The 14,387-nt window shown below is 60.0% G+C and carries 7 protein-coding genes, 1 tRNA gene and 2 pseudogenes; 8 read left to right on the top strand and 2 right to left on the bottom strand.

What is annotated here, in order from left to right; all coding sequences use genetic code 11:
* From HDG34_RS30285 to HDG34_RS30255, 8 genes are all read left to right on the top strand, one after another.
* Nucleotides 1-760 (top strand): OmpA family protein (locus HDG34_RS30285; RefSeq protein WP_184065431.1); only part of this gene is annotated, 760 nt, incomplete at its 5' end.
* Between the two features lie 136 nt (nt 761-896).
* The gene (locus HDG34_RS30280; protein WP_184065428.1) at nt 897-1,145 is read left to right on the top strand and encodes a hypothetical protein; all 249 of its coding nucleotides are present in this window, start codon (nt 897-899) and stop codon (nt 1,143-1,145) included.
* A gap of 249 nt (nt 1,146-1,394) precedes the next feature.
* Nucleotides 1,395-4,499, top strand: coding sequence for a UDP-N-acetylmuramoyl-tripeptide--D-alanyl-D-alanine ligase (locus HDG34_RS30275; RefSeq protein ID WP_184065425.1), 3,105 nt, complete (start codon nt 1,395-1,397; stop codon nt 4,497-4,499).
* Nucleotides 4,500-4,749: 250 nt separating this feature from the next.
* The gene (locus HDG34_RS30270) at nt 4,750-5,817 is read left to right on the top strand and encodes a S9 family peptidase (protein ID WP_184065422.1); all 1,068 of its coding nucleotides are present in this window, start codon (nt 4,750-4,752) and stop codon (nt 5,815-5,817) included.
* Nucleotides 5,818-6,397: 580 nt separating this feature from the next.
* The gene (locus tag HDG34_RS30265) at nt 6,398-7,339 is read left to right on the top strand and encodes a D-alanine--D-alanine ligase (RefSeq protein ID WP_184012006.1); all 942 of its coding nucleotides are present in this window, start codon (nt 6,398-6,400) and stop codon (nt 7,337-7,339) included.
* Nucleotides 7,340-7,518: 179 nt separating this feature from the next.
* Nucleotides 7,519-7,644 carry a hypothetical protein gene (locus HDG34_RS39580; RefSeq protein ID WP_260321392.1) on the top strand — a complete coding sequence of 42 codons (126 nt, stop codon included), beginning with the start codon at nt 7,519-7,521 and terminating at the stop codon, nt 7,642-7,644.
* A 199-nt stretch (nt 7,645-7,843) separates the two neighbouring features.
* A complete protein-coding gene (locus HDG34_RS30260; protein WP_184065419.1) occupies nt 7,844-11,176 on the top strand; it encodes an ATP-binding protein in 3,333 nt (1,110 codons plus the stop codon).
* A 323-nt stretch (nt 11,177-11,499) separates the two neighbouring features.
* A tRNA-Asp gene (locus HDG34_RS30255) sits at nt 11,500-11,576 on the top strand.
* A 434-nt stretch (nt 11,577-12,010) separates the two neighbouring features.
* Here the strand turns inward: HDG34_RS30255 and HDG34_RS30250 are convergent.
* A pseudogene (locus HDG34_RS30250) lies at nt 12,011-13,560 on the bottom strand (SulP family inorganic anion transporter).
* 50 nt (nt 13,561-13,610) lie between these two features.
* Nucleotides 13,611-14,271: pseudogene (locus HDG34_RS30245) on the bottom strand (carbonic anhydrase).
* Nucleotides 14,272-14,387 lie beyond the last annotated feature (116 nt).

The following is a 14,387-nucleotide window of genomic DNA, read 5'->3' as shown; positions in this document are numbered from 1 at the left end:
GTCGGCCGCTGCCGACGTCTACGTTGATGGCGAACTGCAGACCGCATTGCTGCCCAATGGCTACAGCATCTTCTGCGTCAAGCCGGGCCAGCACACGCTGGGCGCGTACATTCAGGATGCGCCGCTGTACAAAGGCAAGACCACCGGGCGATCCGGCGCAGAACTGAAGGGCGGCATGACCTACTTCGTGAAGGTCGGGCCGGCCGGCAGCAACGATGCACCGATCATGGTGCCGCGCAACGAAGCCGAAGCCCAGTTGCAAGGCATGCGCGCCCAGATGCACGTTCTTTCCCGCGCATCGGCAGTGGAGGCGTGTGACCCTGCGTCAATTCCCGTGACGTCAGCCCCGGTGGCGCAGCCTGTCGCGGCGAAAGAGTACACGCTCAAGGGCGACACGCTGTTCGCCTTCGGCAAGTCTGGCAATCGCGACATGACTGTCAAAGGCCATGCGGCAATTGCACATCTGGCTGAGCAGATTCGCGCGGAAAACACCTCGCTGCAAGCCGTGACGGTGATCGGCCACGCGGACCTGATCGGCTCGGACGCAGCGGCGCAGAAGCTTGGCGAGCAGCGTGCGATGACGGTTCGCCGGATGCTGATCGAGCAGGGTATTCCGGCGCAGAAGATCACCGCGGAAAGCGCGGGCAATTCCGATCCGGTGGTCGCCGACTGCAGCGGCACGATGCAGCAGAAGATTGCCTGCAATGAGCCCAACCGCCGGGTGGTGGTGCAACTGAGTCTGTCGGGCCCGGCCCGATAAAGGCATGGGGGGATGCTGAGCCCTGATGCTGGGCCCTGAGGCGCGATCTTCCTGAATCGGGAAGGTCGCGTACCTACCGGCCTTCACCGCATGCCCGGGCAAACGGTGAGGGCCTTCCGAAAACGGGAGTGTCGCGATGACCAGACAAACAGAGATTCCTGCAATCAATGTGCTGCTCGCCTATGCAGAGTTGCGCGACAGGGATCAGGTATTTTTTAACGGGAAGCTCAACGAGTTCGTGTTTGCGTCCCGATCGAGCAAACGTGAGTTCATCAGGCAGTGGCAGCGAGCGCTCGCGGCTACCGGAACAACGCCGATAGACACGAATCTTCAAAATGAAGGGCACTGTCAGGCGCAGTCAGATCTTCGGGCTGCAACGGATTAGTTGCGGTTGATTCAGGGTTCGCGATGCTGAAATGCAGATCCTGGCGGCTGGAGAATTTGCCGGAGTGCAGAGCATGAGTCTTTCGATCCACGCGGATCGTGCCCCTGCAAAAATCTCGAACAACAAATGTATATACTGAAGGGCGAAATCGTGTTCGGTAAGATTGTAATGGCTGCGGCCAGACGAGACATCGTCGCCAGGTATCTGGCCGCAGGTGTGCTGGCTGCCTCTACCCAAGGGTAAAACCACATGACATCTACCCCGTCTGAGCACGCGCATCCCAACCCCACAGGCTTCGCCGCATTGTTCGCGCGACTGCGCTCCATCGTTGAACCGCAGGTCAATCCCCTTGCGGCGTCCTGGCCACCCTTTGTCCTGTTCTTTTCATGGAGCGACGGGCAGCGGCGGGCCGACGTCGTGACCGCAACGGCGGCGACATTTGCCGAGGCCTGGGACGCAGGCATGGAGCAGGTGACGCAGGCTGCCGGCGCGGTCGGACTGGTCGTCCAGTGGCTTCGGGTGGACTGGGTTACCAGCGTTGAAGGCATGACCTGGGAGGCACTGCGGGGCCGCCTCGAACAGACCCGGCGCAGTTATTTTCGTTGCGGCCTGTCGCTGGACAGTAATTTCAGGCATGCCTTTCTGGAGACCGAACTGAATGGCAATGCCATGCTGTATGGCGGCCCGGCACAGACGCATGCGGTTGTGAACACAAAGAACTTCGAACGGTATGCCGCCATTCGGCACCAGCTTGCCAGTGTTAATTTCGAGGATCAGCAAAACGTTAATGTGTTCTCGACCCGTGGGGCGTTCGCAAGCCTGCAAGCGCCGGAGGTACACCTTCTGCACGGGACGGGTCTGAACGCGGGCCGCCGCATCATCGAACATCTCCGGCCGGCAGACGTGAGGGCGCTCGTCGCATCCGGCAGCCGTTATCTGGCCGGCCAGGTACAGCCTGGCGGGCGCTTCCACTATGGCTGGCATCCCTGTTTCGATCGCGAAATCGGCACTTACAACACCCTGCGTCATGCAAGTTCGATCTATGCGATGCTCGAAGCCTGGGAAGTGACCCAGGACAACGACCTCAAGACAGCAATCGACGCAGCGCTGCATTATCTCGTCAATGAACTCATCATGCCGGCGGAATTGCCGTCCGGTGCCCGCGCGGCGTTTCTGGTTGACCGGCAGGGCGAAGTCAAACTGGGTGGCAACGGCGTGTGCCTTCTGGCGCTGGTCAAATACAGCCAGCTGACCGGCTCAGACGAATATCTGACTCTGCTAGAACAGCTCGCAACAGGCATCCTCTTCATGCAGGATGCGGACACCGGCAAATTCAGCCATGTGCTGAACTATCCGGATCTGTCGGTTAAGCAGGCATTCCGGATCATCTATTACGATGGCGAAGCGGCCTTCGGCCTGATGCGCCTCTATGGTCTGACTGGCGATGCGAGGTGGCTCGCAGCAGTAGAAAAGGCGTTCGGCCATTTCATCGAGGCAAAACACTGGAAGGCGCATGACCACTGGCTCAGCTATTGTGTGAACGAACTGACCCGTCACAGGCCACTGGAAGCGTATTACAAATTTGGAATCCAGAACTTCGCCACCTATCTTGATTTCGTGGCTGAAAGGGTGACGACGTTTCCAACCCTGCTTGAATTGATGACGGCTGCCGAGCAGATGATTAGCCGCATGCAGCAGCAGCCCGGCCTGGAGCACCTGCTTGCCGAGGTCGATCTGGATAAGTTCTTCCATGCACTGCATGCGCGGGCGCAGCGCCTGTTAGATGGCCATTTCTGGCCGGAACTTGCCATGTACTTTGCCAATCCGGGCAGGATCACCGGCAGCTTCTTCATTCGCCACCATGCCTTCCGGGTCCGCATTGACGATGTCGAGCACTATCTATCGGGTTTTGTCGCCTATCTGAACTATCTGGAGTCGCAGCGGCATTCAGTATCCGCAACGCTGGCGCGGGAATGGAACGCGTCCCTGATCGAGGCGGCCACGCAGGGGACGTGGCTCAAGCAGCCGCCATTGGGGTGGACGGCGAGCGGCCTTTGCATTTACGCGCCTGCCATGCAGCCTGGAAACGTCGTGGTTGCCCGAACCGGTGAGGTAAGCCGGGGGATCCCTGTTCCTGTCATTCGACAGATGCAGCCGCGCCCGGCGGGTGTTATCTCGAGCCATTCTGATGTGCAGGCTCAACTTGCCGATTTGCCGGTCCTGCATGTCGCAGATACGGCCACGGCAATTCTTGCGATGGGAGCCTATGCACGCAGCCAGATGAGCGGCACTGTCCTGGCGGTGACCGGAAGCGCTGGCAAGACCACGCTCGTGGCCATGCTGGCTGACGCCCTCAATGCTTACGGTCCGACAGCGGCGAGCGCGTTCAACGCAAACCTTCCCCAAGGTGTGAGCTGGAATCTTGCGTCAATCAAGTGGGACACCCCTCATGTCGTCCTGGAAGTTGCCGTGGGCAAAATGAGACAGAGCGCGGCCATTGTCCGCCCGGACGTCGGCATTTTCACTAACATCCAGCCTGCTCACCTCGGAAAAAACAGCACAATCACTGATATTGCCCGGACCAAAAGCATGCTTTTTCTTGGCATGTCTGCGGGAAGTGTCGTGGTGCTCAATCGTGACATGCTGGAATGGGATACCGTCTACCAGGCGGCCATCGAACGGGATCTGAAAATCTTTACTTACGGCACGACTGCCGAGAGCGAGTTTCAACTCGTGGATCATGACGCGTCGGGGCAGCGGGTCGATGCGCGTATTAGAGGGCGCGATATCACCTATCCGATTGGGGCCGCAGGCTTGCACATGGCGTTGAACAGCTTGGCAGTACTTGCCGCTGTCTCGGCGCTCAACTATCCGTTCGAACCTGCGCTCGAACGGATCGCACGCTTTGCTGCCCTGTCGGGCCGCGGCGAGGAGTTTGAGCTGACGCTCGACGGACGTCACGTGACCATTGTCGACCATGCCTACAATGCCAATCCCGGCTCGATGCAGGCCGCTCTGGAACATTTGCGGGACATGAAGAATGCAGCCAGACGAGTCGCTGTGCTGGGCGAGATGGCGGAGCTCGGTCCCCAGGCGTCGCTGCTTCATACCGACCTGGCTGCAGTGGTCGAGCGTTGCGGGATCGATCGCGTCTATGTCATGGGCAAGCTCTATACCGACTTCTGGGAACGGTTGCCGGCTGCACGCCGTGGGCGCTACACGAATTCGCTTGACGAATTGAAGCTTGCACTTCAAGAAGAGCTTGTCGACAAGGACGTAGTGCTGCTCAAGGGCTCGAACAGTACGCGTCTCCATGAGGTCGTAGCGTGGCTGAGGGCTGGCGCGCAAAAGTAGCATTGACCTCTGGCCCTGCGAGCAATGGGTCTTCAGGCGTGCCTGAACGACCCGAAAGCTTCCAGCGCTCACCCCCGATGGCGGTAAGCCGCGCGGAGTAGTCTGCGCGCAGCACGGGACCCGAATGCCAAATCAGCCGTACTACCCAAGGTGCTCGCCTGCGTCTGGTGTAGGCGAGTTCGTTGCCCGCGCGCATGGCCATCGTTGATCATTTCTGTCTTTTCTGCATAACCTCACGGAACCTTATTTTATGAAATGGTTTGGCCGACATTGTCGGCGTTTATCGCACCTTCTGCGCTGGAGACTCCGGCGCTTCCTGTTCGTTGTCTTTGGCGTTTTGGGCGTTACCGAACCCAGTCTGGCGGACCGACCCACACTGGGGCCGTTTGAGACTCCACGGCCTGGGGAGCTTAATATCCCTGTGGGACGCGAGCCATTCGATGCCGCACAAGCCCTGAACGGTTCATTCAGTTCACCGGAACACTGCGCGCGAGTGCCCGATAGCCTGTGGGTCGAAGTCAACGGCAAGGGAGATTGCATTCGATACTACGCGCATGGATTGTCCGGCAGCGAAAGCCCCACTGTGCTGGTTTATTTCAGCGGGGATGTCATGCTGAGAACGACGAAGGGAGTCAGGTACGTTACACAATCCTACCTGTCTGTTTCGCCCATGGAGATTGGGAAAGATATGGCTAAATGGTCCGCCGATTCCGGCCGTCCCACGCTCTATCTTGCCCGGCCGGGTATCTACGGCTCCTCTGGCGACCATAACATGCGCCGCACGCATCGCGAGATCGAACTGATGGACCGCGCACTGGACATGCTCAAGGAGCGTTACAACATTGCATCATTCATTCTGACCGGACATTCCGCAGGAGGCCAGATCGCCGCTGCGCTCCTGAACAGACGCGGAGACGTCGCGGCATCGGTGGTTTCTTCTGCCCTTGTTTCCGCCAAACAGGTCGCGGCGTACTGGGAATACAAGCGGGAAATCCCCGGTCGACTGCTTTACGATGCCCGGAGCTATTACGATCCTGTGGACGAAATCGGGCGCATTCGCCAGGATCCACGACCGGAAATCTATGTGATTTCTGATCCGGAGGATCGTGTGGTTCCCTTTTACAGCCAGCTGTATTATGTCCGCCGTCTGCGTGCCGCCGGCCTCAAGCCGCATCACATCTACGCCAATGCTCCCGGGCCGCAACATCACCTGCTCGCCGGACACGCGAAACGCGCTGCAACGCTTTTTGCTCAAGGGAAATCAGCGAAGGAAATCCACATGGCGCTTGCAGAACTTGACCTGTCGCAGGTTAAGTAAGCCACGAAAAGGTGCGACCTCCGGGGAGCACTGACTGGCGTTGTCATGGTGAGGAGCATTGGTCAGCAAATCGGGCCGGGCGTGGGGGGCTGACGTTGATGCCGTCAAGCGACCCATGCAGCCGATTCGTAGTGGTCCGAAAGCTCGTTGTGTCGTTGTCGCCGTCAGCCTGCGGCAGCCGATCGGACAGACCGCGCGCTTTCGTTTGGGTAGTTGTTTCCGTCGTTACGTTAGCCCGGAACAGCATCCACTGTCGATGGACACCTGACGGTATTTTTCCTAAACTTGTTCACGGCTGGTTGCCTGTTATTCGCTGCGTCCCTGGCTTCGACAGTGAGATTTGTGGTTGAAAGTTGCCGCCTCAATTTCCGTTCCGATTGGGCTGTATGACGCTTCGAAACCGGGCTCGTGCCGAAGTTGCTTGCGATGGGATGATCGCGAAACGGTGGGCGTGGGTTTGAGCAGGGGGCTATGTCTTTTGTCGCGCGTTAGGGGCACCCCCAGATACCGGCCTCGCTGGTCAAAGTCTCGATTAGCGGACGAGAAGATAAAGGTGCCTTGCGCATAAATAGGGAGCTCGATGGACAGTATCGATCCGAAGCGATTCGGCAAGGTGGCAGTGTTGTTTGGTGGAGTGTCCGCCGAGCGTGACGTGTCGCTCAATTCTGGTTGTCTCGTGTTGCAGAGACTGCGCGATGCAGGCGTCGACGCACACCCCTTCGATCCGTCCACGCGGCCGTTGTCAGCGTTAAAGGACGAGGGCTTTGTGCGCGCGTTCAACGTGCTGCACGGCGGCTACGGCGAAAATGGACAGATTCAGGGCGCGCTCGATTTTTATGGGATCCGATATACGGGCAGCGGCGTGCTTGGTTCGGCGCTCGGGTTGGACAAGTTCCGCGCGAAACTTGTGTGGCAGCAACTGGGTATTCCGACGCCGCCGTTCGAGGCCGTGATGCGCGGCGACGATTACGATGCGCGTGCGCAGGAGATCGTCGCGCAACTCGGGTTGCCGCTATTTGTGAAGGCGGCGAGCGAAGGCTCAAGCGTCGCCGTGATCAAGGTAAAAGCGGCCGAGGCGCTACCCTCAGCGATCGCGGAAGCAGCAAAGTTCGACGCTATCGTGCTGGTCGAGAAGAGTATCGAAGGCGGCGGTGAATACACTGCGTGCATTGCGGGCGACCTCGATCTGCCGGTCATCCAAATTGTGCCAGCGGGCGAGTTCTACGACTATGACGCGAAGTACGTTCACGATTCCACGCAGTACCTGATTCCATGCGGACTGGCATCCCAGGAAGAGATGCGCCTGAAGCAACTCGCGCGCCGCGCGTTTGACGTGCTCGGTTGCTGGGACTGGGGGCGTGTCGACTTCATGATGGATGGCGAGGGCAAGCCGTACTTCCTCGAAGTGAACACATCACCAGGAATGACCGATCACTCGCTGTTGCCGAAGGCTGCTCGCGCGGTTGGTATCAGCTATCAGGAACTGGTCGTGAGGGTATTGTCGCTCACGCTGAAGGATTGACCTCGCCGAGAGGTATAGCAGAGTTCGTCAATCCGGTCCCCGGCGTCGGCGCCCTGCTGGGTAAGGGCTGTGGGGCAATCGCAGTCCCGACCGGGGCAAAGAACGGCGTTGTCACATTAGCGTTCACGCGGCGGAAGATTGGCAGGCGATGCCACCATTCAAAGCTTAACGGACGGAACTTGGGCGACGCCTATGAAAAACGCCACGCATTGCGCGGCGAACTATTGGCGATAAAGCGAACAGCGCAGCAGTTGATGTGCTTCACGCTCGCCAGCGCGGCGAGTTCTGCTTTTGCGGTCAGGTAAATGCGTAACAGGTCGGTAACGATTTTCTTCGGTGCTTCGGGACTCGCCGTCAGCACGCGTGTAAAGAAGCGTTTTGCTGTTGCGCCGCGCGGTGGATAATCAGGTTGTTACCTGCCACGTGAACCTTCCTTCGAGGGGGCACCCGGCGAAAGCGTCAACTCCGCTGGCACCTATGACTCCATACGCACAACGCAATGTATTGGACCGCTTTCGCCGCTATCAGCATTTGTTGATGTTCGGCGGCGGGACAGTGGTAACGGCGGTGGTGCTGGTTGCGTTCGTCCTGAACACGGTGGCCACTGTACGTACCTATGTTGCGCTCGAGCATCAAGAACTAATGTCCGGCGTGAACCGGCTCACCGACCTTAACTCGCGCAACGTCGTGCTTATGCAAAACGGCGTACGGCTCATCGAGGTCGCCTGGAGGGCCGGCGAACAGGCCGAGCCACGCCTTATCGAACAGTTCACAGGCAATGGCCAGATGCTTCGTCTTCAGCAGGCCCCAGATCATCTGCCGGTGCTCGTGGTGGGTGCCTCGTCTGCAACGCCTCCCGATTTGTTGGCAACCCGGTACATTCGGCTTGCTAAACAGATAAGTCAGGCGGCGACGGCAGCTTCCGAACGAAACGGAGGCCTGTTGACATTCTGGTTGTACAGGCCTGACCGTCCACTGCTCATCCTGGTACCATCGCCTGGCGATGCCCGGATGGCGACGTTGCTTGCCGATCGTGCTGCTTTTTTTTCTGCACTAGCGGGACCTGGCGGCAATCTCCTTGTTCCGCGAGACGTGCCCTTGCTCGATCCCCGCACCGGGGGGCGTGCATTTCGGTGGCTCCCTCCCTACGATAGTCCGTTAAGCGGCAGGCGATCAGTTCGAGTTGCAGCGACCCTGTTTGACAAGGAGCGCAAGCCGTTCGCCGTCGCTGTTTACGAGTTACCGGTCACCATTATCACTGCCGCTCTAGGGGAGAGTGGGCTTGACGGCTCTCTTATGCTCTTCGCGCGCAATGGACAGGTTATCACTTCATTTTCGCGTCAACCGGTCGACCCGAAGGCGTTGGATACCGCGCGTGCTTTAGGTGTCGCAGGAATTGTCGAGCCGACAGGCAGGATCTTTCGTGACGGCCACATGCTGTTTGGCTGGCCAATCGGCGAGACTGGCGCAACGCTCGTGTTTGTGCAGTCGTGGCGCTCGATTGCCCGGGCACTGACTGGTCAGATTGGAACGTCGGCCGCGACGACTGGAGTGATCCTCCTCGTGGTGTGGTCGCTGATTCAACTGTTCAACCGGCGCGTGTTCCTGCCTGTTCTTGAGCGCTCTCGACGCGTGTTCGAGAGCGAGCACCTGAGCCGCGCGCTGATCGAGACGGCACCGGTAGGGCTGGGGCTGATTGCCGTGGAGAGCGGTAAGCCGTTGTTGCGCAGTCCGACGATGATCGAGGCCGCGGCGCGGGTGGTCCTGCCGGCGGCACGGACACTTTCGGCAGAACTGGTTCACCGTCACCGGCAACGCGCAGATGTAAGCGGTGTAACCGGTACAAACAGCATGGCGCACGAGGCGTGGTCGCTGCCGACACGCGAGGGTGGGACGATGGATCTCTCGGTGAGTGTCGTGCCGGCGCGCTACCAGGGCGAGGACGTGCTGGTGACGGCGTTCACGGACGTGACGGTGGAAAAGCGCCTCAATCGGCAACTGCGTGAAGCAAAGCAGGCGGCGGACTCGGCCAATGCCGCGAAATCCGCTTTCCTGGCGGCGATGAGCCATGAGATCCGCACACCGCTCAACGCGATCCTGGGGAATCTCGAGCTGCTGTCGCACTCGCAACTCGATGCGCTGCAGCGTGACCGGCTGAAAACGATCCGGGGTTCATCGGACGGACTGCTTGCAATCGTGAGCGACGTGCTGGATTTCTCGAAGATCGAGGCCGGTGAGATGACGCTCGAGCGGATCGTGTTCGACGCGCAGGAGGTGGCCTCGCGGGCTCTGACGATGTTCGGGCCGGTGGCGCGGGCGAAGGGCGTGAGGTTGTCGGGCGAATTTGGCACATCGACCACTCAACCGATGCAGGGCGATCCGACGAGGCTTGGCCAGGTGATGAACAATTTGCTGTCGAACGCCATCAAGTTTTCCGGGCACGGAGAGGTGACATTGAGACTGTCGGCGGAAGCGGGCAGTGATGATCAGCCAGAGCTTGTGATCGAAGTTGAAGACAGCGGGATCGGGATATCGCCGGAGCAGCAGGCGATGCTGTTCCGCGCGTTCAGCCAGGCGGATACGACGATCAACCGTCGCTTCGGTGGCACCGGTCTGGGGCTGGCATTATGCGCGCGGCTGACGGATGCGATGGGAGGGACGATCGCAGTGCACAGCGTGCCCGGCGAGGGCAGCCTCTTTACGGTGCGGGTGCCGCCGGGCGACTGTCACGGCGAGCCTGGGCTGGATATGCCGCACTTCGAGGGCGAGCAGGTGCTGTTCGTCGCGGCGGCGGACACCTGGCACGCGTATGCGGTGCCGGCACTGGAGGCCTGGGGGCTGAAGGTACAGGCGTATCGTCATCCTGCGCAACTCGATCTGGAGACGCTGGAGGAGGCGGATACCCTGATTGTCTGCGGCGAGCACGACACCTGGCATGCGGACGACGTCCGTCGTCTGCTGGAAGCGTCGTCCTGGATGATTGACTGCAGCGCGGAAGGACCGGCGTATCCCGTAGCGACGGGACGGGCGGTGAAGGTCTCATGCTATGGTCTGAAAGGGCTGGCGGCGGCGCTACGCCATACCTTGCAGGGCATGCCGCTGGAGGCGGGCAAAGAGACACAGCGGGGATTGTCGCGCCGGCTGAAGGTGCTGGTGGCGGAAGACAACGCGGTGAACCGGGAACTGTTCAGCGAGCAGTTGAAGATGCTCGGGTGTGAGCCGCAGGTGGCGGAAGACGGGCTGCAGGCGCTGGAACGTCTCTCACGGGAGCGCTTCGATGTGCTGGTGACCGATCTGGCGATGCCGGTGCTGGACGGTTATGGGCTCGTGCGAGAGGCACAGGCACGCTGGCCAGAAATGCCGATCGTGGTGGCGACGGCGAGCGTGTCGCAGGAGGAGCGAGCGCGTTGCGAGGCGGCCGGGGTAATGCGGGTAGTGGCCAAGCCACTGCAGCTGGACGAGCTGTCGGCAACGCTGTCGGAGGTGACCGGCGTGCCGGGTGTGGCGGTGCAGGCGGAGGAACAGGAACAGGAACAGGAAAGGAAACGTGATGGGATGCTGGGCGGCCGTGCAATGCCAGCCCACGTGCGGGCTACATTCCTGAAATCGTGCGTAGAGGCGCTGGCGGCGATCCATGCCGCGTACGATGCCGGCGACGCGGCCCGGATACTCGCCGAGTTGCATTCGTTGCGGGGCGCGCTAAATGTGTTTGGATACCGCACGCTTGCAGAGCAGTGCGCTCAAATGGAAGTCGCGATATCGAAGGAGGGTGTCGGGGCGGCGCAGGACATGATTGATGCTTTCGATAGCCAGTTGAGTGCCACTATCCTGACTTGATCCACTTGAAGTTTCAAGGCCTTCATCGTCGGCGCGCTGCACAGCTTCCTCATCCGTGTATTCCTGATGCCGCAGCCGCCATAAGCCTGCACGCAGGCCGCTCTCGCCGGTTTATTGCATCGCGCGGGGCCAGGATGAAAGACGGTGTGCGTCGCACAAACATTCGTGCAGTCATGCTACTCGTTGGCACGATTAGTAATACTGGTCATATTGACATTTGTTGGGATCATCTTCCATGTAGCGACGCCATCCGGATTCGTGCTTCTTGAGCAAGGTTCTTGCTGGAAAAACGCGGGCAGACATGCTAAGGTTAACTTCGAAAAGGAGTGGTAGTTCAGTTGGTTAGAATACCGGCCTGTCACGCCGGGGGTCGCGGGTTCGAGTCCCGTCCACTCCGCCAACATCTCAAGAAAGTCGTCAACCTTTTCGCGGGCTACTTAAGTGCCCAAACGCGTCGAGACTCATCACGTTTCGACGTAGGGCATCGTCGGTTCTGTTGTATCTGCTACGCAGGCAGCGAGGTTGCAACGTGCCGGGCGGGAATAGCTGATCGGATCGTCAAGGTGCCTCCACTATCCCCCTGCTGACCATCATTCCGTACCTCTGTCGCTTGCCCCGATCGGGGCTGCGATACCCAAGAGCCCACGCCCCGCAACACAACACGCTGCCACGGCCGCCATTTCGTATGCCGGCGATTGACGGAGCAGACGGTGAATCCGGTTGTGGCGATGGCGGCGTTGCACAGACATCCGCCCAACATTCCTACCTGTCGGGCAGATGAGTGGTCCTCATCGTTGCACAACCCGTCCCTGTGTCTGCTCCACTATTTAATGCTTATCGCGCGGTCTGGTTGCGGAACAGCCAGCGTCCATTCCGTTCTTTCGCGTGATGTGGCTGCTGCCTGATCTCGACCGTGATACCGCGGCCCCGTGCATCGACGACGAACGCGTCGATCAGGTCGCGCACATCGTGATCGATGTAGTCGGCACGGGTCGTGTCGATGATAACGGCCGATTGGTCAGGAATCTGCCGCAGGTAGTGCTTGACCTTCACCTTGCCGACAAATGACACATCCTTGCGGAAAGACAGCAGGTAGTGGTCGTCTTGCTGCGCAAACATAACGGGACCACGCAAATTCGCACACGCGACCATGAGGACAACGACCGCGAGTCCGAGCGCGATGCCGAACAGGAGATCCACGGCGAGCACGCCGATTATCGTCGCGATGGACGGTGCGAATGCACCTGGTCCCTGTTTCGCAACGGACAGGAACAAACTCGGTTTGGCGAGCTTGATGCCGGTATGGATGAGGATCGCGGCAAGACTTGCCAGGGGATCTGGTTAATCAGGCCGGTGAGTGCAAACACGCTGACTAGCAGCAGTATGCCGTGCACGATGGCGGACACGCGGCTCTGTGCACCTGCATTGACGTTCGCCGAGCTGCGCACGATTACCGACGTGATCGGCAGGCCGCCTATTGCTCCTGCAATCAGATTGCCCACGCCTTGCGCTTTCAGCTCCCGGTCTGGCAGAGTCGGGCGGCGCCTCGGATCGATCTGTTCGACGGCTTCGAGGCTCAGCAGCGTCTCGAGACTTCCGACGACCGCCAGCGTCAACGCGACGCGCCAGATGTCGGGGTTCAGTAGTTGGGCGAAATTCGGCCCGAGATCAGCGCTCTTGATTGCGGCGCTGAGAGCAGCAATCGAGGCGAGCTCGGGCAGGGCGACACGGTGTTCGGAGGGCGAGGCGAGGCTTGGGGACAGCATGTCAAGCAACAGCGTCGCGGCAATGCCGAGGAGCACAACGGCGAGCGGCGCAGGGACTAGGCGCACAAGCCTGAAGCGTCGCAGCGCCCGGGTTTCCCAACTGGCTAGCAGGACGAGTGACACCGTCGCGACGGCGAAGGCGGTTAGTGCGCGGAGGCTGAATGGCATGTTGCCGACGGGCGTATCAAGGTCACCTGCCATGCCTGACGCGAACGGCACCTGCTTGACGATCAGCAATATGCCAATGGCGGCAAGCATACCCTTGATAACGGGCGAAGGCACATATGCGGCCACTCGGCCTGCCTTCACCATTCCGAAGCCAAATTGAATGACGCCGGATAGTAGCACGGCGAGCAGAAAGGCCGAGAAGCTGCCGAGGCGCGCAATGCCTTCGACGACGATGACGACGAGGCCCGCCGCCGGTCCACTGACGGAGAGTGGCGAGCCGCTCAGAAGCGCGACGACGAGGCCGCCGATGATGCCGGACACAAGGTCTGCGAAGGGCTCAACATCAGATGCATTGGTAATACCCAGGCACAGCGGCAGCGCGACAAGAAAGACAACGACACCCGCAATCAGGTCGCGTGGGAGCGTTGAGAGTGATGCTCGTAGATTCATGATGGACGGAAAAGAGGAGGGTGATTTGGAGGGCGATTCATTGTGGTGGATCAGCCTGCGTTCTTATGTGGTGTGTCCTGGTGGGTGCTACCTGCGGAATAGCCAGAGTCGAATTCCTCGATGCGGCCATCGGTGAGAGAAAAGATCCAGCCGTGCACTAGCGGGGCGGGGACGCTGTCACGGATGATCGTCGTGTCACGCAGCAACCTTACCTGTTCGAGCACGTTGAACTCGGAGAGCCGGTCGGCCGCCCGGTCGCTCGGTTCGCAGTCGAGCGCCCGGTCGCTCGGTTCGCAGTCGAGCTCTGCGCAATGCCGGTGGGCAAGCACGCGAAGTGGTGCGATGTGGCGGTTGACGTGCGGCATTCCGGAAGAGGGCGGTAGGAGAGAGATGCGCGTACACCGCCGCAGCCGTAGTGCCCGCAAACGATCACGTGCTCGACCATCAGCGCGCGCACGGCATACTCGAGCACGCTCGCGTAACTATTGTCGTTCGGATGAAAAAGGTTGGCGACGTTGCGATGGACAAACAGCTCGCCCCCGGCGCACTGTGGGTGATGGCTTCAGCAGGCACCCGACTGTCGGAGCAGCCTATCCAGAGCACACGGGGATTTTGGCCGAGCGACAGGGTGGTGAAGAAATCTGGCGCGCATTCAGCGGTTTCTCGCGCCCATACGATATTGGCGAGAAGCATGCTCTTGGGACGATGCATTGCCACTAACTCCCTGATCAGGTAAAGCCTGGTCGCGAGGTGGACCCTTTGAACACAGGCTATGCAAAATGAAACGAGTTCATCGCGCGTATCGACCAGGGCATGATCCAATCGAT

It is taken from the genome of Paraburkholderia sp. HC6.4b (genome assembly GCF_014200875.1).
Lineage (GTDB): Bacteria > Pseudomonadota > Gammaproteobacteria > Burkholderiales > Burkholderiaceae > Paraburkholderia > Paraburkholderia tuberum.
The sequence above is the reverse complement of the archived record's forward strand: the minus strand, read 5'-3'. Positions and strand labels throughout refer to the sequence as shown.

Coding starts and splice junctions, on each gene's coding strand:
- HDG34_RS30280 (WP_184065428.1), top strand. CDS start 897: ATGACCAGACAAACAGAGATTCCTGCAATCAATGTGCTGCTCGCCTAT.
- HDG34_RS30275 (WP_184065425.1), top strand. CDS start 1,395: ATGACATCTACCCCGTCTGAGCACGCGCATCCCAACCCCACAGGCTTC.
- HDG34_RS30270 (WP_184065422.1), top strand. CDS start 4,750: ATGAAATGGTTTGGCCGACATTGTCGGCGTTTATCGCACCTTCTGCGC.
- HDG34_RS30265 (WP_184012006.1), top strand. CDS start 6,398: ATGGACAGTATCGATCCGAAGCGATTCGGCAAGGTGGCAGTGTTGTTT.